At 51.8% G+C, this 20,260-nt stretch carries 22 protein-coding genes and 1 pseudogene; 10 read left to right on the forward strand and 13 right to left on the reverse strand.

The genetic code is table 11. The features are described 5' to 3' along the window. The 9 genes from QZ280_RS06405 to coxB form a co-directional block, all read right to left on the reverse strand. On the reverse strand, positions 1–585 hold the full coding sequence (locus tag QZ280_RS06405) for a GNAT family protein (protein WP_293441750.1): 585 nt from the start codon (positions 583–585) through the stop codon (positions 1–3). Then, entirely contained in the window at positions 585–1,847 is a 1,263-nt protein-coding gene (locus QZ280_RS06410; RefSeq protein ID WP_293441751.1) for a pitrilysin family protein, read from the reverse strand. Before QZ280_RS06410 ends, QZ280_RS06405 begins: the two co-directional genes overlap by 1 nt. Next, entirely contained in the window at positions 1,844–3,232 is a 1,389-nt protein-coding gene (thrC, locus tag QZ280_RS06415) for a threonine synthase (RefSeq protein WP_293441752.1), read from the reverse strand. The genes QZ280_RS06410 and thrC overlap by 4 nt, the downstream gene beginning before the upstream one ends. Further along, positions 3,232–3,915 carry an SURF1 family protein gene (locus tag QZ280_RS06420; RefSeq protein ID WP_293441773.1) on the reverse strand — a complete coding sequence of 228 codons (684 nt, stop codon included), beginning with the start codon at positions 3,913–3,915 and terminating at the stop codon, positions 3,232–3,234. The genes thrC and QZ280_RS06420 overlap by 1 nt, the downstream gene beginning before the upstream one ends. Positions 3,916–4,030: 115 nt before the next feature. Further along, positions 4,031–4,831, reverse strand: a complete 801-nt coding sequence (locus tag QZ280_RS06425; protein ID WP_293441753.1) for a cytochrome c oxidase subunit 3 — start codon at positions 4,829–4,831, stop codon at positions 4,031–4,033. 20 nt (positions 4,832–4,851) lie between these two features. Continuing rightward, positions 4,852–5,460, reverse strand: coding sequence for a cytochrome c oxidase assembly protein (locus QZ280_RS06430; protein ID WP_293441754.1), 609 nt, complete (start codon positions 5,458–5,460; stop codon positions 4,852–4,854). Continuing rightward, complete coding sequence (locus QZ280_RS06435) at positions 5,460–5,621, reverse strand: hypothetical protein (protein WP_293441755.1); 162 nt, start codon at positions 5,619–5,621, stop codon at positions 5,460–5,462. Before QZ280_RS06435 ends, QZ280_RS06430 begins: the two co-directional genes overlap by 1 nt. Then, a complete protein-coding gene (cyoE, locus tag QZ280_RS06440) occupies positions 5,621–6,559 on the reverse strand; it encodes a heme o synthase (RefSeq protein WP_293441756.1) in 939 nt (312 codons plus the stop codon). Before cyoE ends, QZ280_RS06435 begins: the two co-directional genes overlap by 1 nt. Positions 6,560–6,629: 70 nt before the next feature. Further along, positions 6,630–7,472 (reverse strand): cytochrome c oxidase subunit II, encoded by an 843-nt coding sequence (coxB, locus tag QZ280_RS06445; protein WP_293441757.1) that lies wholly within the window; start codon positions 7,470–7,472, stop codon positions 6,630–6,632. Positions 7,473–7,679: 207 nt separating this feature from the next. Here coxB and tldD point away from each other — a divergent pair, with 207 nt between their 5' ends. From tldD to QZ280_RS16280, 3 genes and pseudogenes are all read left to right on the forward strand, one after another. Continuing rightward, positions 7,680–9,101 (forward strand): metalloprotease TldD, encoded by a 1,422-nt coding sequence (gene tldD, locus QZ280_RS06450; RefSeq protein WP_293441758.1) that lies wholly within the window; start codon positions 7,680–7,682, stop codon positions 9,099–9,101. 124 nt (positions 9,102–9,225) lie between these two features. Then, positions 9,226–10,246: pseudogene (locus QZ280_RS06455) on the forward strand (DNA-processing protein DprA). Beyond that, a complete protein-coding gene (locus QZ280_RS16280; protein ID WP_365734321.1) occupies positions 10,227–10,304 on the forward strand; it encodes a hypothetical protein in 78 nt (25 codons plus the stop codon). The pseudogene QZ280_RS06455 and the gene QZ280_RS16280 overlap by 20 nt, the downstream one beginning before the upstream one ends. Here the strand turns inward: QZ280_RS16280 and QZ280_RS06460 are convergent. Continuing rightward, positions 10,301–10,744: a hypothetical protein gene (locus QZ280_RS06460; RefSeq protein WP_293441759.1), complete on the reverse strand. Its 444-nt coding sequence runs from the start codon at positions 10,742–10,744 to the stop codon at positions 10,301–10,303. The genes QZ280_RS16280 and QZ280_RS06460 overlap by 4 nt on opposite strands. A 183-nt stretch (positions 10,745–10,927) precedes the next feature. Between QZ280_RS06460 and topA the strand changes: the two genes are divergently transcribed. From topA to QZ280_RS06485, 5 genes are all read left to right on the forward strand, one after another. Next, the gene (gene topA, locus QZ280_RS06465) at positions 10,928–13,531 is read left to right on the forward strand and encodes a type I DNA topoisomerase (RefSeq protein ID WP_293441760.1); all 2,604 of its coding nucleotides are present in this window, start codon (positions 10,928–10,930) and stop codon (positions 13,529–13,531) included. A 100-nt stretch (positions 13,532–13,631) separates the two neighbouring features. Then, positions 13,632–14,204: a L,D-transpeptidase gene (locus tag QZ280_RS06470; RefSeq protein ID WP_293441761.1), complete on the forward strand. Its 573-nt coding sequence runs from the start codon at positions 13,632–13,634 to the stop codon at positions 14,202–14,204. A 96-nt stretch (positions 14,205–14,300) separates the two neighbouring features. Then, entirely contained in the window at positions 14,301–14,996 is a 696-nt protein-coding gene (locus QZ280_RS06475) for a CoA transferase subunit A (protein WP_293441762.1), read from the forward strand. Further along, complete coding sequence (locus QZ280_RS06480) at positions 14,997–15,623, forward strand: 3-oxoacid CoA-transferase subunit B (protein WP_293441774.1); 627 nt, start codon at positions 14,997–14,999, stop codon at positions 15,621–15,623. 566 nt (positions 15,624–16,189) lie between these two features. Beyond that, positions 16,190–16,573 (forward strand): polymer-forming cytoskeletal protein, encoded by a 384-nt coding sequence (locus QZ280_RS06485; protein ID WP_293441763.1) that lies wholly within the window; start codon positions 16,190–16,192, stop codon positions 16,571–16,573. 397 nt (positions 16,574–16,970) lie between these two features. On the opposite strand, the gene QZ280_RS06490 is transcribed toward QZ280_RS06485, so the two are convergent. After that, a complete protein-coding gene (locus tag QZ280_RS06490) occupies positions 16,971–17,558 on the reverse strand; it encodes a pyridoxamine 5'-phosphate oxidase family protein (protein ID WP_293441764.1) in 588 nt (195 codons plus the stop codon). Positions 17,559–17,864: 306 nt separating this feature from the next. Here QZ280_RS06490 and QZ280_RS06495 point away from each other — a divergent pair, with 306 nt between their 5' ends. After that, positions 17,865–18,374, forward strand: a complete 510-nt coding sequence (locus QZ280_RS06495) for a hypothetical protein (protein WP_293441765.1) — start codon at positions 17,865–17,867, stop codon at positions 18,372–18,374. Between the two features lie 339 nt (positions 18,375–18,713). Here QZ280_RS06495 and QZ280_RS06500 read toward each other — a convergent pair whose 3' ends face one another. Beyond that, positions 18,714–19,217 carry a hypothetical protein gene (locus QZ280_RS06500; RefSeq protein WP_293441766.1) on the reverse strand — a complete coding sequence of 168 codons (504 nt, stop codon included), beginning with the start codon at positions 19,215–19,217 and terminating at the stop codon, positions 18,714–18,716. Positions 19,218–19,462: 245 nt separating this feature from the next. Between QZ280_RS06500 and QZ280_RS16285 the strand changes: the two genes are divergently transcribed. Continuing rightward, the gene (locus tag QZ280_RS16285; RefSeq protein WP_365734317.1) at positions 19,463–19,705 is read left to right on the forward strand and encodes a hypothetical protein; all 243 of its coding nucleotides are present in this window, start codon (positions 19,463–19,465) and stop codon (positions 19,703–19,705) included. A gap of 99 nt (positions 19,706–19,804) precedes the next feature. Here the strand turns inward: QZ280_RS16285 and QZ280_RS06505 are convergent. Continuing rightward, on the reverse strand, positions 19,805–20,260 hold a 456-nt coding region (locus tag QZ280_RS06505), incomplete at its 5' end, for a hypothetical protein (RefSeq protein ID WP_293441767.1).

Consider the following 20,260-nt stretch of genomic DNA (forward strand, 5'->3'; position numbering starts at 1 on the left):
CTAGCCGACGTCCGTGCGCCCGCGTCTGTCCATTCTAAGCGCAGAGTAAAGAACATGGCTGCGCCATCGCCCGTCAATCTGCAAATATGCTTGCGCCACGCCCTCATATTTAAAACCTGTGCGTTCCAGAACCCCACGCGAAGCCTTGTTTTCAGGCAAACAAGCCGCTTCCAAACGCGATAAATCCATCCGCTCGAACGCGTAGTGCACCATCGCGGCGATGGATTCACTCATATAACCATGACGTGCATACTGATGGCCAATCCAGTAGCCGAGCGAACCGCATTGCGCGGGACCACGGCGAATATTGTCAAGCGTAATCGCGCCCATCAACGCGCCATCTTCGCGACGTTCAATAAAAAGCGGCACGGCTGTATCGCCAGAAATGGAGCGCTGCGCCCAATAGACTCGATTGGTAAAAGCCTTACGCGTCAGATGGTTAGAGGCCCAAGTGGGTTCCCACTTGGTCAAGAAATCAGCACTATCGAAACGCAAATTGGCCCAAGCGCGAAAATCGGAATGAATGGGCGGGCGCAGCGACAGACGCTCGGTTTCCAAACGTATTTTGCGCCGAACCCGCAGCATTATGCGGCGCGACCCTTTAAGAGATCCGCAAGATCAGGTGCACGTTCCACAGGCCCATAAAGCGCTAGGGCCGCGGGCGCTTCACCCGCAAGCGACACCGCGAAGTCACGCACACCTTGCTTCGTTACTGCATCAATCTGCGCAACGGTTTCTTCAAGCGGCGGAATGCGGTTCCAGATTTGCATCAAACGCGCAAGACGTTCCGCGCGGCTTGATGGGCTTTCTAGCCCCATGAGCATGCCAGCTTTCATCTGTGCACGTGCCCGCGCAACTTCTGTTTCGTTCATATCATCCGCTGCGCGCGCTAGCTCTTGCATCGTGATGCTTGCAAGCTCGGGCAATTGTTCCCCACTGGTCCCCGCATAAATCGTCATCATGCCAGTGTCCGAATGTGCGCCAGTTTGTGCGAAAATTGTGTAACATAGCCCACGCTTTTCACGCACCTCTTGGAACAGGCGGCTCGACATGCCGCCACCCAAAGCGACGGAATAAATCTGCGCCGTATAAATCGCGTCATCGCAATAGCCTGGTCCTTCAAAGGCCAATGCGAAGTGAGCCTGCTCTAGCGGCTTGATCTCACGCCGCGCGCCTCCTTGAAAAAGGGCCTTCGTCGGCACGTTGGCCACACGGCTTTCAAGACCACCGAACAGCTCTTCCGCAGCACGCACAATTGCTTCGTGATCCACATCCCCTGCCGCGGAAAGGATCATCTGCGACGGGCCATAATGCTCATGCACAAAGCGGCGCAAATCTTCGCGCGAAAAACTGCGCACTCGCTCTTCTGGACCAAGGATCGTGCGGCCAATAGGTTGATCGGGATAGGCTTCATCTTGCAGCCAGTCAAAGATCACATCGTCTGGTGTATCGAGCGCTTGGCCGATCTCTTGCAAAATCACGCCACGCTCGACCTCGATCTCATCTTCGTCAAACACCGGGTTGAGCAAAATATCGGAGATCACATCCAACGCCAGCGGCACATCACCGCCCAAGACACGCGCGTAATAGGCCGTCACTTCGCGACTTGTGTAGGCGTTGATATAGCCACCCACATCCTCAATCTCTTCAGCAATTTGCAAAGAGGTGCGTGTCTTCGTGCCTTTGAACGCCATATGCTCAAGAAAATGCGCAATGCCATTCTGCTCGATGCGTTCATTGCGACCACCAGTTGTGACCCAAATCCCAATCGATGCGCTTTGAAGGCCCAGCATTTTTTCAGTCACAATGCGAAACCCGTTCGCGAGGCTGTGGGTTTGCACACTCACGAAGAAATACCCGCGCGAACGATATCTTGCAGCGCGTTAAGATCATTCGGGGCGCGCGTCACACGTTCCTCACGCTCAAACAGGTCAGCCATGCGCGGTGGTAGTGCTGGCCGTTCCCCTGTCGCAGCTTCAACAGCATCCGGGAATTTTGCGGGATGCGCAGTCGCGAGGGTGATCATCCCCGTTTCGCCAATGTGATTTTCCGCCACAGCGACACCAATCGCGGAATGCGGGCAAAGCACCTCGCCAGTTTCTTGCAACGCACGTGTGATCATCGCAGAGGTTCCCACCTCATCAATCATGCCGCTGTCGTAATGCGCTTGCAAAGCCCCCATCGCGTTGCCTGAAATAGTAAAGCTACCATCGGTAGCCAAATCGTCCATGAGGCTCTTGATTGCAGTGCCGTCCTGATCATACGCAAAGAAAAGCGCGCGCTCGAAATTGGAGGAAATCTCGATATCCATAGAGGGGGAAATTGACGGTTTCACGCCAGACTTGGTGTAAGCAGAGGTTTCCATGCAGCGATGCAAAATGTCATTTTGGTTGGTTGCGATCACCAGACGATCAATCGGCAGGCCCATTTTCTTGGCAATAAAGCCCGCGAAAATATCCCCGAAGTTGCCTGTCGGCACGGTAAAACTCACCTTGCGATCCGGTGCCCCCAAGGACACGGCCGTGGAAAAATAATAAACCACTTGCGCAAGAACGCGCGCCCAATTGATGGAATTCACACCAGCCAATTGAACACCATCGCGGAACTCAAAGTCGTTGAACATATCCTTAAGACGCGCTTGGCAATCATCGAAGTCACCATCCATCGCAATTGAATGCACGTTGGCTTCCGTCGGCGTTGTCATCTGGCGACGCTGCACTTCGGAGACACGTCCATGCGGATAGAGGATGAATACATCCACGGCATCAAGACCACGGAACGCTTCGATCGCTGCAGAACCCGTATCACCGGATGTCGCCCCAACAATTGTGACACGTTTGCCGGACCGTTTAAGAGCAAGTTCAAACATCTGGCCGATGAGTTGCATCGCGAAATCTTTGAACGCGAGGGTTGGGCCGTGAAACAGCTCCATCAGAAAATGGTTCGGTGCAAGTTGCACCAATGGTGCGCGCGCGATGTGGCCGAAGCCTGCATAAGCCCGTCGGATACACCCTTTGAATTCTTCATCCGTGAACGTGTCGCCCACGAACGGACGCATCACACGAAACGCAATCTCTTCATAGCTTGCGCCATTCATCGCGCGCATGTCATCGACGCTCATTTGCGGAATCGTTTCAGGCACATAAAGCCCCCCGTCCCGCGCAAGACCTGTGAGCATCGCTTCCTCAAAAGACAAAACCGGTGCAGCACCACGTGTAGAGACGTATTTCATTATATGTCCTTCTGCGCTGTTCGTGCGCGCCATAGGAAAGTCAGTGTCATGATCAGCCAGATCACAGCGAGCGAAAACCAAGTGATTGCATATTGCAAATGATCATTCGGAATGCCCACCTTGTCCACGGGCAAAGGCGCGACCGGGTCATTTTCGAACGAAGATGTACGCAGTACGATCATCACGGGTTCGGTCTCCAAATGCTTGGCCATCGCAGGTACGTCGCGCGCAAACCAAATCTCTGCTTTCAGATCCGGCTCTGGAATTGAACTGCCAGTTTCGTCGGGCCAATGCAGGTTTCCCGTCACGTTTGCCATACCTGTCGGGCGATCCGCATTTTTCTGGTCAATTTTGACGAAGCCACGATCAAGCAAAATGCGCCGTCCCGTGTCTGTCTCAAACGTAGAAATGATGCGATAGCCCGGGCCGACCTGCTTTTGCGAAACCAGAACGTGGATTTCTTCGCTGGTCACCGCCCCTTTGGCAGTCACGGGTAAAAAGCGATCGGTTAAACGATCAAATTCATCGGGGAGTTCGACAGGTTCGGCGGCGATACGTGCATCGATGTCGGCGAGGATCGCCTGCTTCCAAGTCAATCGCTGCATTTGCCAAACACCAAGCGATACCAAGATGGCAACGCCGATAAGGCCAAATAGCAGAGGAACAAGGTAACGGGTCAGCATGCGTGCATGGGGTCCATCAAGTGACAAAGCGCGCAAGGAAAACACCCTGCGCGCCTTGGCTTTTGTCGTGTTGCGACGCGGGTTTCAAGATCGCATCGCACCGTTCGAGTTTTGTTTATCCACCCCAAACGTATACAGCGGCAAACAAGAACAGCCAAACAACGTCAACGAAGTGCCAATACCAAGCAGCTGCTTCAAAGCCGATGTGCCGCTCTGGCGTAAAGTGACCGCGCTGTAGACGAAGCAAACAGATGAAAAGGAAGATCGTGCCAATCACAACATGGAAGCCATGAAAGCCCGTCGCCATGAAGAAGTTCGCGCCGTAAATATTGCCGGAGAAGCCGAAGGCCGCATGGCTATACTCATAAGCTTGAAAGGCCGTGAAAATCAGACCAAGAACAACTGCAATGATCAAGCCGTTTTTCGTGTCCTGGCGGTTGTTTTCATGTGCAAGCGCGTGGTGCGCCCACGTCGCGGCAGCACCAGAGCAGAGCAAAATCAACGTGTTGATCAACGGCAGATGCCAAGGATCAAACGTTTCGATACCAGCTGGCGGCCAAATGCTATCAACAGCAGGCGATTGTGGACCCATCGGGTACATCGCGTGCTTGAAGAAGCTCCAGAACCATGCTGCGAAGAACATAATTTCAGACATGATGAACATGATGAAGCCATAGCGAAGCCCGATCCGCACGACAGGCGTGTGATCGCCAACGTGGCTTTCGTCGACAACTTCCGCCCACCAGCCATACATGACGTACAGTACGCCAACGAGGCCGATCAGGAACATCCATGGGCCGTTTTCGTGGAACCAAACCACAGCGCCAAAGAGCATGACAAATGCGCCAATCGCACCCAGCAATGGCCAGAGCGAGGGGTTGAGAATGTGATAGTCGTGATTTTTTGCGTGTGCCATGGGTCCCTCGTCGGATAGGCTTAGTTATTAATCGTGTCTGCGGGTTGCTCCAAAACGGCCTGTGCGACCTCCTCGGGCAAATCGATTTCATAGAATGTATATGAAAGCGTTATCTCTTGTGTATATTTCGCGTCGCGATCAGTGACAATCTCTGGATCAACATAGAAGCTCACGGGCATTTCAACCCGCTCTCCAGGTTGCAAAACCTGCTCTTCAAAGCAAAAACATGCAATTTTGTTGAAGAAGTACCCTGCTTGATACGGTGCGACATTATAGCTGGCTTGACCAGCGACAGCGCGATCTGTGGGATTGTAAGCTTCGTAAAAAACCAAGCCCGTTTCACCAATACGCATTTCGATCTCGCGCACCATCGGTTTGAATTCCCACGGCATGCCACGTTCTTTAGAGGCATCAAAACGTACAGTTATTGTTTGATCAAGGATTTCGTCGCTGCCCGTATCAGCAGTGTTCGTCACACCACCAAAACCGGTAACTCGGCAGAACCAATCGTAAAATGGCACCGACGCCCAGGCGAGGGCACCCATAAACACTACAAGCGACAACGCTTGCAGTGCTGTTTTGTTTTTAGGATCCAATGGTTTTTTAAAAATTGGGGCTTGATTTGGCATTACTCACTCGCCTCCCCAAGCGGTGGTTCATAATCGCCACGCGTTACCTTAACGACAGTTAGCCCGAAAATGATCACGATGAAGCCAGCAAGAAGCAGGCCAACGCCCACATTGCGACCATAGCGACGCGTGTGGATTTCATGTTGCTTGCTAATGCTCATCACCAACCACCCATACCAAAATGTTGCGTGACTGATTCAATTAAAATTGCTCCAAAATGCAGGAAGAGGTATAGCAAAGAGAGCTTGAAGAAATAACGTTCTACTTTGAAGTTGTCGACTTCACTCATCTCTTCATCGCGGTTCAGGATGTCCCATGCACCCTTGACAAACATCATGTTCAAAACGATTGAAATCGCCATGTAAACAGGGCCACCGATGGATGTAACCCCTGCGCCCAGCGCTAGAATGGCGAGCAAAATCGTGTAAACGAAAATATGAATGCGTGTGGAGCGGCGGCCATGGGTAACCGTCAGCATCGGGACACCCGCATGGTCGTAGTCTTTACGCATAAACAACGCCAGCGCCCAGAAATGCGGCGGTGTCCACGTGAATGTGAGGCAGAACATCAGCACAGATTCGATGGAAACGCCGCCTGTAGCAACCGCCCATCCGATCATCGGAGGAAATGCGCCAGCAGCGCCGCCAATTACAATATTCTGTGGTGTCCAGCGTTTCAGCCACATCGTGTAGATCACAACGTAGAAGAATATCGTGAACCCGAGAAGAGAGCCTGCGACCCAATTCGACGCAAGTCCGAGCATGACCGTGGAAAGGCCAGACAGCGCGAGACCAAAACCAAGCGCTTCGCCTTCGGTCACTTTACCCGCAGGGATGGGACGCTTTCGCGTGCGCTTCATCACCGCGTCGATGTCCGCGTCCCACCACATATTCAGCGCACCAGAGGCACCGCCGCCTATCGCAATAAACAGGATGGATGCAAAGGCGATCATCGGATGAACTGGGTTCGGCGCGGCCAGTAGTCCCACCAACGCGGTGAAAACAACGAGCGTCATCACACGCGGCTTTAGAAGCGCGAAGAAATCGCCGAAGCTGGCTTCGGGCGCAAGGCTGGCACTATCTGCGCTGGCGTCGCTCATTCTACTGTCTCTCAAAAAATGTGTGAAACACGCGTGGATTAGCCCCCTCGCGCGCTTTTATCGTGTTGGTCTAGTTCGCGTCTGCAACTTTGAAAGGCTGCGGCACGCCTGCATACTCTTCGATCGCGCCATTCAGCCATTCTTGGTAGGCTTCTTCGCTCACTACTTTCACCGTAATCGGCATATATGCGTGGTCTTTGCCGCAAAGCTCGGAACATTGGCCGAAATAAACACCTTCTTTCTCGGCCGCAAACCAAAGTTGCGCGATACGGCCAGGGACCCCATCTTGCTTAACGCCAAATGCTGGGATCGTCCAAGAATGGATCACATCTGCACCCGTGACATTCATCACAATTGTTTTACCCACAGGCACGACAACCGCGGTGTCGGTCGCCAACAAATACTGCTCGGGCGCGTAGCCCGCATTAGCCAGCTCTTCCTTGCCAAGCAGGAAGCTGTCGAAACCAAACTCGTGGTCAACATACTCATAGCCCCAGTACCACTGATATCCGGTGACTTTGATCGTAATATCCGCCTTCGGGATCTCCTGCTGCTTGAACAGAATCGGCAGCGAAAACGCGCCAATAAATACCAAAACGACGATCGGGATGATCGTCCACGCCACTTCCACCGGCGAATTGTGCGTGAATGTGCCCGGTGTCGGGTTCGCTTTGCGGTTGTAGCGCACGATGCAGTAAACAATCAGGCCAGTTACGAACAGCGTGATGATCGTAATAATAATGTTCAACATGCCATCCAACCATTGGATGTCGCGCATTAGTTCGGTTGCCGCGGGCTGAAAGCCGATGCCGCGCGGTGTTGGTTGGCCAACGACTTCGAGTCCGTCTTGCGCCATGGCCGGAGCCGCTACGAGTGCTGCCAAAAGGCCGTAGAGAGTTTTTTTCAGTTGCATTTTACACCCTGGTCGAATGCGGCATGATGCCGAACTTTTCGATTTTAAACTGTTAACCTTAAGCGAGCGAAGCAATTAAACCGATAGCGGTCAAACGCCCGTCGTTATTGAGCTGTTTAAAACCATATTCTTACCTATAGATAAAGGCTAGGCGTTGCGGCAAACGGACGCTTCTCTGTTTTACATCAAATACGAAAGATAATCCGCATGACGCAGCCCTCATTTCGCCCGTTTCAAGACCGTTTTTCGAAAGAAAGCGCTTTGAAAATACTGCAAAACGCATGCGAGGGCGCGGATGATGGCGAACTATTTATCGAACGACGCACATCGGAAAGCTTGGTGTTTGATGACGGAAAGCTGAAAAATGCCTCCTATGACGCATCCGAAGGATTCGGTTTGCGCGCGGTGCTTGGCGAGGTCGCAGGCTACGCGCATTCAACGGAAGTGTCCGAATCTGCCTTATTGCGCGCCTCTGCGACGGCCCGCCTGGCGGTTGGCGCGGGAGGCAGCACTCTCGCCGAGGCACCGCGTTCAACTAATTCCAAATTATACGAAGACACTGACCCGATTTCAGCGGTGACTTTTAGTGCAAAAATCGACACACTTCGCGAGATCGACGCCTTTCTGCGCGATCTTGATACGCGGGTCGTTCAGGTAAGCGCCTCAATTGCGGCGTCCTTGCAAGAGGTCACAATTCTGCGCCCCGACGGCAACGATGTCAGCGACGTTCGCCCCATGACGCGCGTGAATGTGTCGGTCATCGTGGAACACAATGGACGTCGCGAAAGCGGCTCCGCAGGTGGCGGTGGTCGCATTCCACTAGACGGGTTAATCGCGCCCCAAGATTGGCAACCCAAAGCGCGTGAGGCGTTGAGGATTGCCTTGGTTAATCTAGAAGCGGTCCCTGCCCCGGCTGGAGCCATGGATGTTGTACTTGGCCCCGGTTGGCCAGGCATCTTGCTGCACGAAGCTGTTGGACATGGACTTGAAGGGGATTTTAATCGCAAAGGCTCCAGCGCGTTCTCTGGCCGCATTGGCAAGCGCGTCGCATCTAAGGGCGTGACAGTTTTGGACGATGGCACAATCCCTGATCGTCGTGGCTCCATCACGATTGATGATGAAGGAACGCCTTCAGGTAAAAATGTGTTGATCGAGGACGGCATCCTTGTGGGCTACATGCAAGACCGCCAAAATGCGCGGCTAATGGGCGTCGAACCAACAGGAAATGGGCGGCGCGAAAGCTATGCGCATCCCCCTATGCCGCGCATGACAAACACTTATATGACGGGCGGCAGCTCTGATCCCAAAGATATACTGGCGGATCTGAAAGACGGAATTTATGCGGTCGGATTTGGTGGAGGCCAGGTGGATATCACCAACGGCAAGTTCGTGTTCTCTTGCACAGAAGCCTACCGCGTAGAGAACGGCAAAGTGGGTGCGCCAGTTGCAGGGGCGACGCTGATTGGCGATGGCGCGACGGCAATGCAGCAAATTCGCGCGCTTGGGAATGACATGGCGCTTGATCCAGGTATGGGAAATTGCGGAAAAGCAGGGCAATGGGTGCCTGTTGGCGTCGGTCAGCCAACCTTGATGATTGGTGGGCTGACCGTTGGTGGCGCAGGAAGTTGAGGATTTTCGACTAGGGTTTAAGCGCCATTAATTCTGCCTCTGCTAAATCTCATTCTGCAAGAATGACGGAGCCAAGCATGAGCGCGCAACCCCATTCTTCCACTCCCCCCCTACCACGGAAGAAATGCGTGCGGATTGGCTTCGTCTCTTGCGTTCACGTCGCGTTGGAATCGCGACGTTCTATCGATTCCTCGGCGAATACGGGAGTGCCTGCGCTGCTTTAGTGGCATTGCCCAAAATTGCGTCTAACGCGGGGTTATCAAAATACACGCCATGTTCGCTGGAGCAGGTTGAGAGAGAACTGCGCGCAGGTGCACAGATAGGTGCCAAACTCGTATGCAGGGGCGAATATTCATATCCTTCGTTGCTCGCAGAAATTCCGGACGCGCCGCCGATTCTCTGGGTGCGCGGAAACTTATTGGCTTTAACCCGCCCAACAGTTGCCCTTGTCGGCGCACGCAACGCATCATCTTTGGGCACGCGCACGTGCCAATGAATTGAGCGAAGCAGGATATGTCGTCGTTTCAGGGCTTGCTCGTGGGATTGATACTTGCGCGGATCTCGCGGCAGCCAAAAATGAATCAATCGCAGCCTTGGCAGGTGGCGTCGATGTTATCTACCCAAACGAAAACCTGAACCTCGCGACTTCTTTGTTGGACAAAGGCGCGTTACTGTCAAAGCAACCTATAGGCAGTGCCCCAATTTCGCGGCAGTTCCCGATGCGCAATGGCATTATTTCGGGACTATATAGCGCCACGGTTGTCGTTGAAGCCGCTGGCAAATCGGGAAGTCTGATAACTGCGCACGGCGCGCTTGATCAAGGACGCAACGAGCTGGCAGTTCCAAGTCACCCGTTTGATGCACGCGCATCGCGATGCAATATGCTAATCCGCGATGGCGCATTACTTGTTAGAAACGCGCAGCCCATTATTTCGATTCTTGAAGACAATCGTGCATCGCCAGAAGTCGTAGAAGATGAGCAGATGCCACTACTCTCGGCAGAAACAAGCCCAAAAGAAGCCTCGTCGAAACCAGTAAGCTGCACCAACGCATCTTCGATCAACTTGGCCCTAGTCCTTCGCCGAGGATTAGCTGCTGCGCGACATCGGAGCACAAACAAGCAAAATGATACCTGCCTTGACTAACTTGGAAATGAACGGGCGGATCAGACGTGCCCCTGATGGAATGATCAGCGGGCTCTAATTAACGCCAGCACAATAATCTTTGATAACTGCGCGATATCGTCGACAAAAAGGTCCGTAAGCAAACCAGACATCTGTCGGCCCAATGGCCCAGTGGACCGCAACCCAAGTATCGCCAGAGCGACGCAGCAATGCTTGCATTGAAGTACCATCCATAAATTCCGGCTCAATCGATCCAAGGGTGAAACCAGGCGTTGCGTAGAGGTCGATCTCACCTCCACCAGGTCTTCGCACATGTAGGGCCGCAAATCCCATCGAACTCTTCGCGCGCAAATCGTAGACTATGAATTCGACTGGCGCGCCGAGCTGTTCTTCCGCGCGCGCGCGCACCGCGTCAAGCATTGACTTACGTTCCCCCGTCCCGTGTTCAGGTTCATAGTAGTCTGCCGCAACTGGAGACGCGAAAAACAAAGCCATCAAAAGATACTTAAAAAAACGCATGCCATATGCCTTTCAGAAATCGGTTAGATCTACAGTAACCCAGACAAATTCACTTTGTCTTGCACCATTTTTCGGAGCACCCTGCGACAGTTTTATATGGCCTGATTGACATTAAGGACTTTTCTCACACATGTATCCCACCCATAAGAAAACAAACTATTTAGACGAGTCGTTAGGAAACCTATGCCAGTTGTTGTTGTCGAATCACCTGCTAAAGCCAAGACAATTAACAAGTATTTGGGGCCCAACTACACAGTTCTCGCCTCTTACGGACACGTGCGTGATCTGCCGCCGAAAGACGGATCTGTCGACACTACCGCCGATTTCGAAATGAAATGGGAGATTGGCAACGACAGCAAAAAACACGTCAAAGCAATCGCGGACGCTCTGAAAGAAGACAACGAACTAATTCTCGCAACCGACCCGGACCGCGAAGGCGAAGCAATTAGTTGGCACCTGCAAGAGGCGCTGACCAAACGCAAATCAATCAAAAAAGACACACCTGTCAGTCGTGTGGTGTTCAACGCGATCACCAAAACCGCGGTGACCGAAGCCATGAAAAATCCGCGCCAAGTGGATCAACCACTTGTGGAAGCGTACCTTGCGCGCCGCGCGCTCGATTATCTTGTGGGCTTTAATCTATCGCCTGTTTTGTGGCGCAAGCTTCCCGGTGCGCGGTCTGCGGGCCGTGTGCAATCGGTTTGCCTACGCATTATCGTCGAGCGCGAAGAAGAAATCGAAGCGTTCAACGCACGCGAATATTGGTCTGTGAAAGCCTTGCTCGCCACACCGCGTAGCCAAGAGTTCGAAGCGCGCTTGACAGTTTTGGGTGGCCAAAAGCTTGATAAATACGATCTAGCCAATCAAACAGCCGCTGAATTGGCTGTGCAAGCCGTCACATCACGCGCCTTGAAAGCCGTTTCCGTCGAGGCCAAGCCGGCTGCGCGCAACCCATCCGCACCCTTCATGACATCCACCTTGCAGCAAGAAGCCAGCCGCAAATTCGGCTTTGGTGCGCGCCAAACGATGAACATCGCACAGCGCTTATATGAAGCCGGCCACATCACCTACATGCGAACTGACGGCATCGATATGGCACTCGAAGCGATCACCGAAACTCGCGATGTCATCAAAGACCGCTACGGTGCCAACTACCTGCCAAAAGCACCGCGTGAATACAAAAACAAAGCCAAAAACGCCCAAGAGGCACACGAGTGTATCCGCCCAACCGATCTTGCAAAAGATGCTTCGAGCTTGAAATTGAGCGAACCGGACCAGGGCAAGCTTTATGATTTGATCTGGAAACGTACCATCGCGTGCCAAATGGAGAGCGCACGGATGGAGCGTACAATCGTCGATCTGGGATCTGACGACAGCCAGGTGCAAATGCGTGCAACGGGTCAAGTCGTGTTGTTCGACGGCTTCATGAAAGTTTATGAGGAAGGTCGCGACGACACGGTCGTTGATGAGGACGACAAGCGTTTGCCGCAGATCGCCATGGGCGATCCAATGGACAAATTCGCTATCAATCCTGAACAGCACCACACCCAGCCGCCCCCCCGTTACACAGAGGCGACTTTGGTAAAGCGCATGGAAGAGCTCGGCATTGGCCGCCCATCGACCTACGCTTCGATCGTAACTACGATTCAAGACCGCGAATATGTGCGCAAGGACAAGAACCGCCTTTTCCCAGAGGACAAGGGCCGGATTGTTACTATCTTCTTGATGAATTTCTTCCGCCAGTATGTAGGTTATGATTTCACCGCTGATCTGGAAAGTCAGCTTGACGATGTGTCTGCGGGCGAAGCTGACTACAAAGAATTACTTGGTAAATTCTGGCGCAATTTTCATGCTGCGATCTCTGAAACATCAGAGCTGCGCATTTCTGAAGTGCTTGACGTGCTCGATGCAGCCCTCGCGCCCCAGCTTTATCCTCCGCGTGCGGATGGCACCGATCCACGGGTCTGTCCGAAATGCGACCTTGGCAATCTGCACCTCAAAACATCCCGCACGGGCGGCTTTGTTGGCTGTGGTAACTATCCCGAGTGCACCTATACACGCCCCATTGCGGGCGAAGGCGCCAACGGTGAAGAACAATTGCTTGGCACCGATAAAGGTGATGAAATTTGGCTGAAGTCCGGTCGCTTTGGCCCTTATGTTCAACGCGGCGAAGTCACCCCTGAGAACAAAAAGCCAAAACGCACGTCCCTGCCTCAAGCGCGACATGGCGGATGGGAAAAGGCGGACACGACACTTGAGAAGGCGATCAAACTGCTCAGCCTACCACGCGGTATTGGTGAGCATCCTGAAGGGGGCCGGATCAGTGCGAACTTGGGGCGCTTTGGTCCTTATATCATGCACAAGCTGCCGGACGCCGAAAAGCCAACTTATGTGAACGTGAAAACATGGGGTGAGATGTTCGAGGTCGGTATGAACCTCGCGGTTGAGTTGCTCGCTGACAAGCGCGCGAACCCCGGGCGGCGCGGCGGTCAGGCCGCAGCGAAGCCACTTAAAGAGCTGGGCGAACATCCCGCAGGCGGCGGCGCGGTCAATGTGATGGAAGGGCGTTATGGCCCTTATGTGAAGTGGGAAAAGATCAACGCAACGATCCCCAAAGGGACAGAACCTGCCGATGTAACCATGGAATTGGCTCTAGAACTGATCGCGGAGCGCGCGGCTAAGAGCGGCAAGAAGAAAGCTGCACCAAAGAAAAAGGCGGCTGCTAAAAAACCAGCCGCAAAGAAGCCCGCGACGAAAAAAGCACTCGCCAAGAAAAAGGCGGAGTAACGCCGCTAACGCGCTTCTAACCAAAATATGAGTGGCATTTATGAGTACACTCTGAGAAAGCTGTACTAAATTGCATCCTTCTCTAGTCTGAGGTCCCGTTATGACATTGAAGATCAACCGCCGTAGCGCACTCATTGGGTTAAGCGCAACATTTGCAACACCTGCCATTGCACAAGTTCAACTGCCCGTCGCCAACCAAGCGTCAGCAGCGCGGCGCAATGCATCGAGCTTCGTCACTCAAAATTGGCGCGATCACTTTAAGACCCTCGGCAAAGGCGTCATCGTCGCCGATACATTTTCGCGCGCTTTGCACTATTGGAACGCCGATGGCTCCGATTACCGCGTGTATCCCACTTCTGTTCCGATGACGGATGAGCTGACAAAGCGGGGCTACACGGAAATCGTGCGCAAGAAAGTTGGCCCCACGTGGACCCCGACCAAAGCCATGCGCGAACGTGATCCGACGCTGCCTGACTTCATGGAAGCGGGCGAGGGCAACCCCCTTGGCAGCCACGCGATGTATCTAAGCTGGCCCGCATATTTGATCCACGGCACCCACGATACACGCAAGATCGGGCGACGTTCTTCTTCGGGCTGCATTGGCCTGTACAACGAAAAGATCGCCGAATTATTCGCGATTACGCCCATCGGCACACAGGTACGCGTTCTATAAGCACTGCGAAAAACGCCGCAGCGCAGCATATGGATTGACTCTTCGCTGACCCTTCGTCAGGTATTCTCCAATACCACGAGATCAGGAGAAATACTCATGAAAAAGCTCTATGGCAGCGCTGCCGAGGCTCTGGACGGCGTGCTTTTCGATGGAATGTTTATAGCGTCGGGCGGTTTTGGCCTCTGCGGCATTCCCGAATTGCTGCTGGACGCGATCAAGGATGCGGGCACAAAAGATCTCACGTTTGCATCCAACAACGCGGGCGTTGACGACTTTGGTATCGGCATTTTGCTGCAAAGCAAGCAAGTGAAAAAGATGATCAGCTCTTACGTGGGTGAGAACGCTGAATTCATGCGTCAATATCTGTCTGGAGAGCTGGAGTTAGAGTTCAATCCGCAAGGCACATTGGCTGAGCGCATGCGTGCAGGTGGCTGTGGCATCCCTGGCTTTTACACCAAAACAGGTGTCGGCACAGTGATCGCGGAAGGTAAAGAGCACAAAGACTTCAAAAGCGAAACCTACATCATGGAGGAAGGCATTTTCGCTGACCTCGCGATTGTGAAAGCCTGGAAAGCGGATGCGACGGGCAACCTCGTGTTCCGCAAGACTGCACGCAATTTCAACCCGCCTGCGGCGATGTGCGGAAAGTTGTGCGTTGTTGAGGTGGAAGAGATAGTTGAGACGGGTTCGCTCGATCCCGACAGCATTCACTTGCCCGGAATTTATGTGCACCGCATTATTCAAGGCGATCATGAAAAGCGCATTGAACAGCGCACAGTTCGGGAGGCGTAAATCATGTGGGATCGTAATCAAATGGCGGCGCGTGCAGCGCAAGAATTGCAAGATGGCTGGTATGTGAACCTAGGCATTGGCATTCCTACGTTGGTGTCGAACTACATTCCTGAGGGCATCGAAGTTACGCTGCAATCAGAGAATGGCATGCTGGGCATGGGTCCTTTCCCCATTTCTGGTGATGAAGACGCGGACCTGATCAATGCTGGCAAACAGACGATCACGGAGCTGCCGCAGACGGCTTACTTCGATAGTGCACAATCTTTTGGGATGATCCGTGGTGGTAAAATTGCAATGGCGATTTTGGGCGCGATGGAAGTGGCGGAGAATGGCGATCTGGCGAATTGGATGATCCCCGGTAAGCTAGTCAAAGGCATGGGCGGCGCGATGGATCTGGTCGCAGGCGTTGGCCGCGTGGTGGTTGTAATGGATCACACCAACAAACATGGCGTGAGCAAAGTTCTGAAGGAATGCACGCTGCCGCTGACGGGTAAATCTGTGGTGGACCGCATCATCACCAACCTCGGCGTTCTTGATGTTGTCGAAGGCGGTCTAAACATCGTTGAAACGGCTGAGGGCGTTACTGAGGATGAGTTGCGTGCAGCGACGGAGGCGACGATTGTATAGCACTGTGCCCTCGCGTGCTGCAGCACGCGAGGCGACCTAATCGACCTAACCCCCGAACTGTTAGGAAACACCGTCTTTGCAGTTGTAAAATGCATAATTTCACCTCAATTTTTACTTTTACAGGTTAGGTCGGAGGTGGCCCAGCGCGCAATATGAATTCTTCAGTCTGCCCGGCGTGTGAAATCTTGTCACCTAGTTCACTGGCTTTCACAGACGCGCTTAGCCTCGCATGGCAGTCTGTGTGGTTTACTGAGCACGCTGCTAATTGCAGACGCTTAAGGCTGCACTCACAGGTCAATACAGCTGCTCTCATGGCCCTTTTAGGCGCATTTTTGTCGTTGTTCAGGCGTATCCTCACCACCCACGACCAAATGAGGTTTCACCTTGGCATTAAGTCATGGGTTGTTAGGCTTGTGTGAGTTGATATTGGTGGCTCAGATGGCTCGATGTATTTCACTTCATGTCATCCAAGTGGAACATCGGAAATGCGGCTCTGTTAGTCGTTGACTTAAGCTCAACAGAAAAACTAGTTAATCTAAAATGAAATGTAAAAGGCGTTCCTGACGATGTTCTCTAAACAAGTAAGTCCTAAATCTGATGTTCCCGCTGCTATCTTGGAGGACACTAAGCAACGCCGCTCAGTTTTACACGACGGCATTGTGATTAAAGGTGATTGGCAGAGCGATGGTGTCGTTGAGTTCGGTGGTGCAATCACTGGTGACCTGACAGTAGACGGGTTGGTTGTAACATTAACAGGAACAGTTGAGGGCAACGTAAGAGCAAGATCAGTCACGGTAGAGGGACATTTAAACGGTACCATCGCAGCTATTGATGTTAATTTGTCCCCCACAGCAGTTGTGAAAGGTGAAATTGAAGCAGAGAGAATTCATATAGATTTTGGTGCGCAAGTCGAGGGACGCTTAACTGCAAAAGGTAAGGATTCAAGTTAATACCTCTGCTTACTTGGGATAACCCTACGCACCCCACCTCTGGGCTCAACAACATTACCATCACGTCTTGGGATCATGTGTATGTTGTACGTGGAAGACCGTCTGACCTGCTGATGCTCCTGGATTGATGCCAACATTGAAGCCTGTGACCGTATTGTCTTGTTTTAAGAATCGACTGTCGCTGTGCGTGGAGCATTTCCTCAATGGCATTACGTTCTGGCTGATCACTCCAAACTCAGCCAGCTATACTATCCAGGTAGTGATAAACCCTTATCGATTGACATAGAGCAGCCGCTTCGGGAGCTATGCCTTTTAACCCGACGCCCAGCCCATTTAGCAGGCACTTCAAAAAATTTTTCAGCGTCCCATCTAGACCGACAACGAAGGACATCCATAATCACGGGGCTAGCCACTCGCCCACCCAATCGTTTTCACGCCTAAAGCTTGCTCTTCGATGGCGTTCCCCGAGCTCCACAAGGTCCATAGACAACATACTGCACATCAAAACCGCAAAACGTTCACGCTTACTCGGTTTTTCATAGGCATATGCATCTGAAATGACAGTACCCGGCGTTGGTTCGGTTCCATAAGAAACGCGTGACGCTACCGGAACACGATCCCATTGCTCATCAACAGCTGACCCCGTCTGAATGTCTACAGTTGTTGTAACCCGAATTTGTAAATTTGCATACGGCAACCAAACGAGAAAAGCGGCTTTCGGCGAGCGCTGCAGCGCAACCACCTTGGACGTTGCAATATCAGTGTGGAGCTCAAGCATAGATTGAGATCGGGACGCGCTTCTTAGCGCCACAGTTCGTGCCTCGGGCGCTCCATCTGCAGCTACTGTTGCAAACGTGGGGTAGCGCGCTGGTGAACGGCTATCGGCTACGCCCTCTTGAAGGTGACGCCATGCTTCATCAAGAAAGGCGCGTAAATCGTTTGGGAAATTCATCGGCTCTCTCGACATATTGTCCTTCTTAATCATATGAGCGAAATCCTGAAATACGAAATACTGCGCACTGCCAATACGAGCGCTTCCTCATAGTTGTGGGGTCTGGCGCAAACGGTAAGTCGGTAGCGTTTAATGTAATGGGCGATTTGGCGGGAGCAAGAAACACTGCAGCCATGCATCCTACTCTATTTGGCAACAACCATCATCGAGCACAATTGGACTAAAAGCTACTGAACATCATTACTGAAGGCGAACAAGGCGGCAAGCTACCCGCCGCTGAGCTAAAAGCGCTCGTGTCAGGCGAGATGATGACTGTTGATCGCAAGCATAAGAACCCATATGAAATGCACCCATGCTACTATACTTTGGGCAACGAACCACATGCCCCACCCGTCCGATTACTCGGACGCCGTCTTCCGCCGTGCGGGCATCTTAACCTTTAACAAGACGTTCTTGGTTCAGGAGCGCGACGCGCAGCTGCAACCTAAACTGCAAAAGGAAATGTCTGGCATTCTCAACTTGGCACTACAGGCTTACGCGCGCGCAGTAACCAGCGGATTTATTGAGCCAGCGAGCAGTAAAGCAGCCCAAGACGAGTGGCGCTTTCAATCTGACACCGTGGCGCTCTGGCTGTCGGAGTGTGAGATGGCCGACGGGGCGTCTCTGGGTGTTAAACAATGCTATGACGCGTTTCGTGCATGGGCAGCCTCTGCGGGGGTTAAGCAAGTCCCTGCATTGAATACCTTCAGCAAACGGGTGGAGCGACTGAGGGTCACGAAAACTAAGACCTCGCAAGGCATGGTCTTTGACGGCATGAAGGTTGCCGCAGCCGAGCAACACTCTGGTTAGCAAATGCAGGGTTGTGCAGGGAGATCGAAAGCACAGAGTCATATATTTTATTGAGTTCAGTGCAGGGTTGCAGGGTATGCAGGATTATTTGACCCATAAGAGATTTTACTGATTTATTATTATAACTGGGAAAACGCTGCACATACTGCATCGGCGCGTAAGCTGAGCAAATCAATAATCGCTAAACAAATTGTCTGACGTCAGCAGCTGTTGGACAGATTTGAGGATTTGAATAAAGGAAGATTTTGACGATTTAGACTATGCACCATATTTAAAATTATTCTAGCACCATATCCGATGGCGATAATCGCTTCCCAGATGGCAACCTCGGTCGTTGCGCTAGCTTTGAGAAAAATTGTCAGTAGAGTTATCTCCAGTACTGATTGGATTCAGGAGGAGAAGAGGCGGAAGTTTCTTCCCCCCCCCTAAATGCTGTATCTTCCTCGCTTGCGAGTTACGCTCGATCAAATAAGCGAATGATTGTGTAACCTCATGCAGTCGTGCCTCTGCTGTCTCGGCCCTTTTTTCATTTGCAGCAGACTGAAGCTCTAGGCTTTTGATATGGTCTTTGAGTTGCTGGCGTTCTGCTTTTACCATTTCTAGAGAAACCGCATATTGAAGCAATTCACCTTTTTTTTGTTCTAATTTTTGAGATAAATATAGGAGTTCAATTTTCTGACTACTTTCAAAAGAACCGATTTTGAAAAGGAGCTTGAGTGCCAGATCAACATCGAGCCCGTCCTCGCCGACCTCAGTCAATCCAAAGAGGGATTTGGACATAAGCGAAAGTGTGGCTTTGTTTCTACCTGCGATTTTTGAGAGCTCTTCCCATGTAATAGTCATTGTAATTTCTCCGCCTCGATTTCAGTGTTACCAGGAAAGCTATCAGTCTCTTGGTTATTATACCGTAACGTGAAGACGAAAGGTAATCCCCCCATTTTTAATAGGGTCCAGCTATAGAATTATGCGTATTTTCTGGAGGGTCCAAAGGTTATCAAGCCGCCAGTGTCACTATCAACTAACCCTCACAATTGTTGCTTGGGCGGTTTTGTTTCATTATCTGATAGTAATTCAATCAGGGTAATACGTTGGCAACATTCGATCAGTTTATAGCATCCATACGATTAGAGTTTGGCGAGAATGGTGCTGGCAAGCCCTTTGAAGTCTTCTGCAAGAGGTTCCTTGAGAACGACCCTGAGCGTTCAAAGACTATCGATAAGGTCTGGCTCTGGGATGACTATCAGAACAAGTGGCAACGACAAGACTTAGGGACCGACCTCGTTTTCAGAGACAACGAAGGTCTAATCTGGGCTGTCCAAGCAAAGTGCTAAGGTGAGCATAGAACAACGACCAAAGGTGACATAAAAACATTTTTCAACGAAATAGGCAGAGCCAGCGTTGACTATAGGCTTTGGGAGCAGGCTATCCGCTTACCTAAGTAGCCATTGTGATGATTTTTTCTTCCCCTTGACGATACTATGACAGGTCTCACTGCCATTAGCTGATACCCTATAAATAGCCCACGGATGGGATCTGTATGTCTCAGCGGTCCAACTCATCCCAGAGCTTAATTTTTTATATGATTTCTTGTTTCCGTTATAATCTAGCCAATAAATTCGAAATGAATTATCAGTTTGCCCAACAAAAAATGTAACTTTTGTTTTTTGTTCAGCTTCCTTGGAGCGAAATCTAGTCAGGTCGGAACATTTATAATTTCGTGGTGTGGACCTATTGTCGTTCTCGCAGAGGCCATATGTACCATTAACCTTATTGTTGAAACCACACAATATCCCGCCCCACTGATACCCAACCTGACCACTACCATACGTAATCTTAAACCAGTTAAAACCATCGCTAGCTGGTTTTTTCTTTTTCAACAGAACAAC

This window comes from Planktotalea sp., assembly GCF_018607995.1.
Taxonomy (GTDB): domain Bacteria; phylum Pseudomonadota; class Alphaproteobacteria; order Rhodobacterales; family Rhodobacteraceae; genus Planktotalea.

Bases quoted from the DNA above. Each gene is read 5' to 3' on its own strand.
- QZ280_RS06405 (WP_293441750.1), bottom strand. From the start codon at position 585: ATGCTGCGGGTTCGGCGCAAAATACGTTTGGAAACCGAGCGTCTGTCG.
- thrC (WP_293441752.1), bottom strand. From the start codon at position 3,232: ATGAAATACGTCTCTACACGTGGTGCTGCACCGGTTTTGTCTTTTGAG.
- QZ280_RS06420 (WP_293441773.1), bottom strand. From the start codon at position 3,915: ATGCTGACCCGTTACCTTGTTCCTCTGCTATTTGGCCTTATCGGCGTT.
- QZ280_RS06425 (WP_293441753.1), bottom strand. From the start codon at position 4,831: ATGGCACACGCAAAAAATCACGACTATCACATTCTCAACCCCTCGCTC.
- QZ280_RS06430 (WP_293441754.1), bottom strand. From the start codon at position 5,460: ATGCCAAATCAAGCCCCAATTTTTAAAAAACCATTGGATCCTAAAAAC.
- QZ280_RS06435 (WP_293441755.1), bottom strand. From the start codon at position 5,621: ATGAGCATTAGCAAGCAACATGAAATCCACACGCGTCGCTATGGTCGC.
- cyoE (WP_293441756.1), bottom strand. From the start codon at position 6,559: ATGAGCGACGCCAGCGCAGATAGTGCCAGCCTTGCGCCCGAAGCCAGC.
- coxB (WP_293441757.1), bottom strand. From the start codon at position 7,472: ATGCAACTGAAAAAAACTCTCTACGGCCTTTTGGCAGCACTCGTAGCG.
- tldD (WP_293441758.1), top strand. From the start codon at position 7,680: ATGACGCAGCCCTCATTTCGCCCGTTTCAAGACCGTTTTTCGAAAGAA.
- QZ280_RS16280 (WP_365734321.1), top strand. From the start codon at position 10,227: ATGATACCTGCCTTGACTAACTTGGAAATGAACGGGCGGATCAGACGT.
- QZ280_RS06460 (WP_293441759.1), bottom strand. From the start codon at position 10,744: ATGCGTTTTTTTAAGTATCTTTTGATGGCTTTGTTTTTCGCGTCTCCA.
- topA (WP_293441760.1), top strand. From the start codon at position 10,928: ATGCCAGTTGTTGTTGTCGAATCACCTGCTAAAGCCAAGACAATTAAC.
- QZ280_RS06470 (WP_293441761.1), top strand. From the start codon at position 13,632: ATGACATTGAAGATCAACCGCCGTAGCGCACTCATTGGGTTAAGCGCA.
- QZ280_RS06475 (WP_293441762.1), top strand. From the start codon at position 14,301: ATGAAAAAGCTCTATGGCAGCGCTGCCGAGGCTCTGGACGGCGTGCTT.
- QZ280_RS06485 (WP_293441763.1), top strand. From the start codon at position 16,190: ATGTTCTCTAAACAAGTAAGTCCTAAATCTGATGTTCCCGCTGCTATC.
- QZ280_RS06490 (WP_293441764.1), bottom strand. From the start codon at position 17,558: ATGATTAAGAAGGACAATATGTCGAGAGAGCCGATGAATTTCCCAAAC.
- QZ280_RS06495 (WP_293441765.1), top strand. From the start codon at position 17,865: ATGAAATGCACCCATGCTACTATACTTTGGGCAACGAACCACATGCCC.
- QZ280_RS06500 (WP_293441766.1), bottom strand. From the start codon at position 19,217: ATGACTATTACATGGGAAGAGCTCTCAAAAATCGCAGGTAGAAACAAA.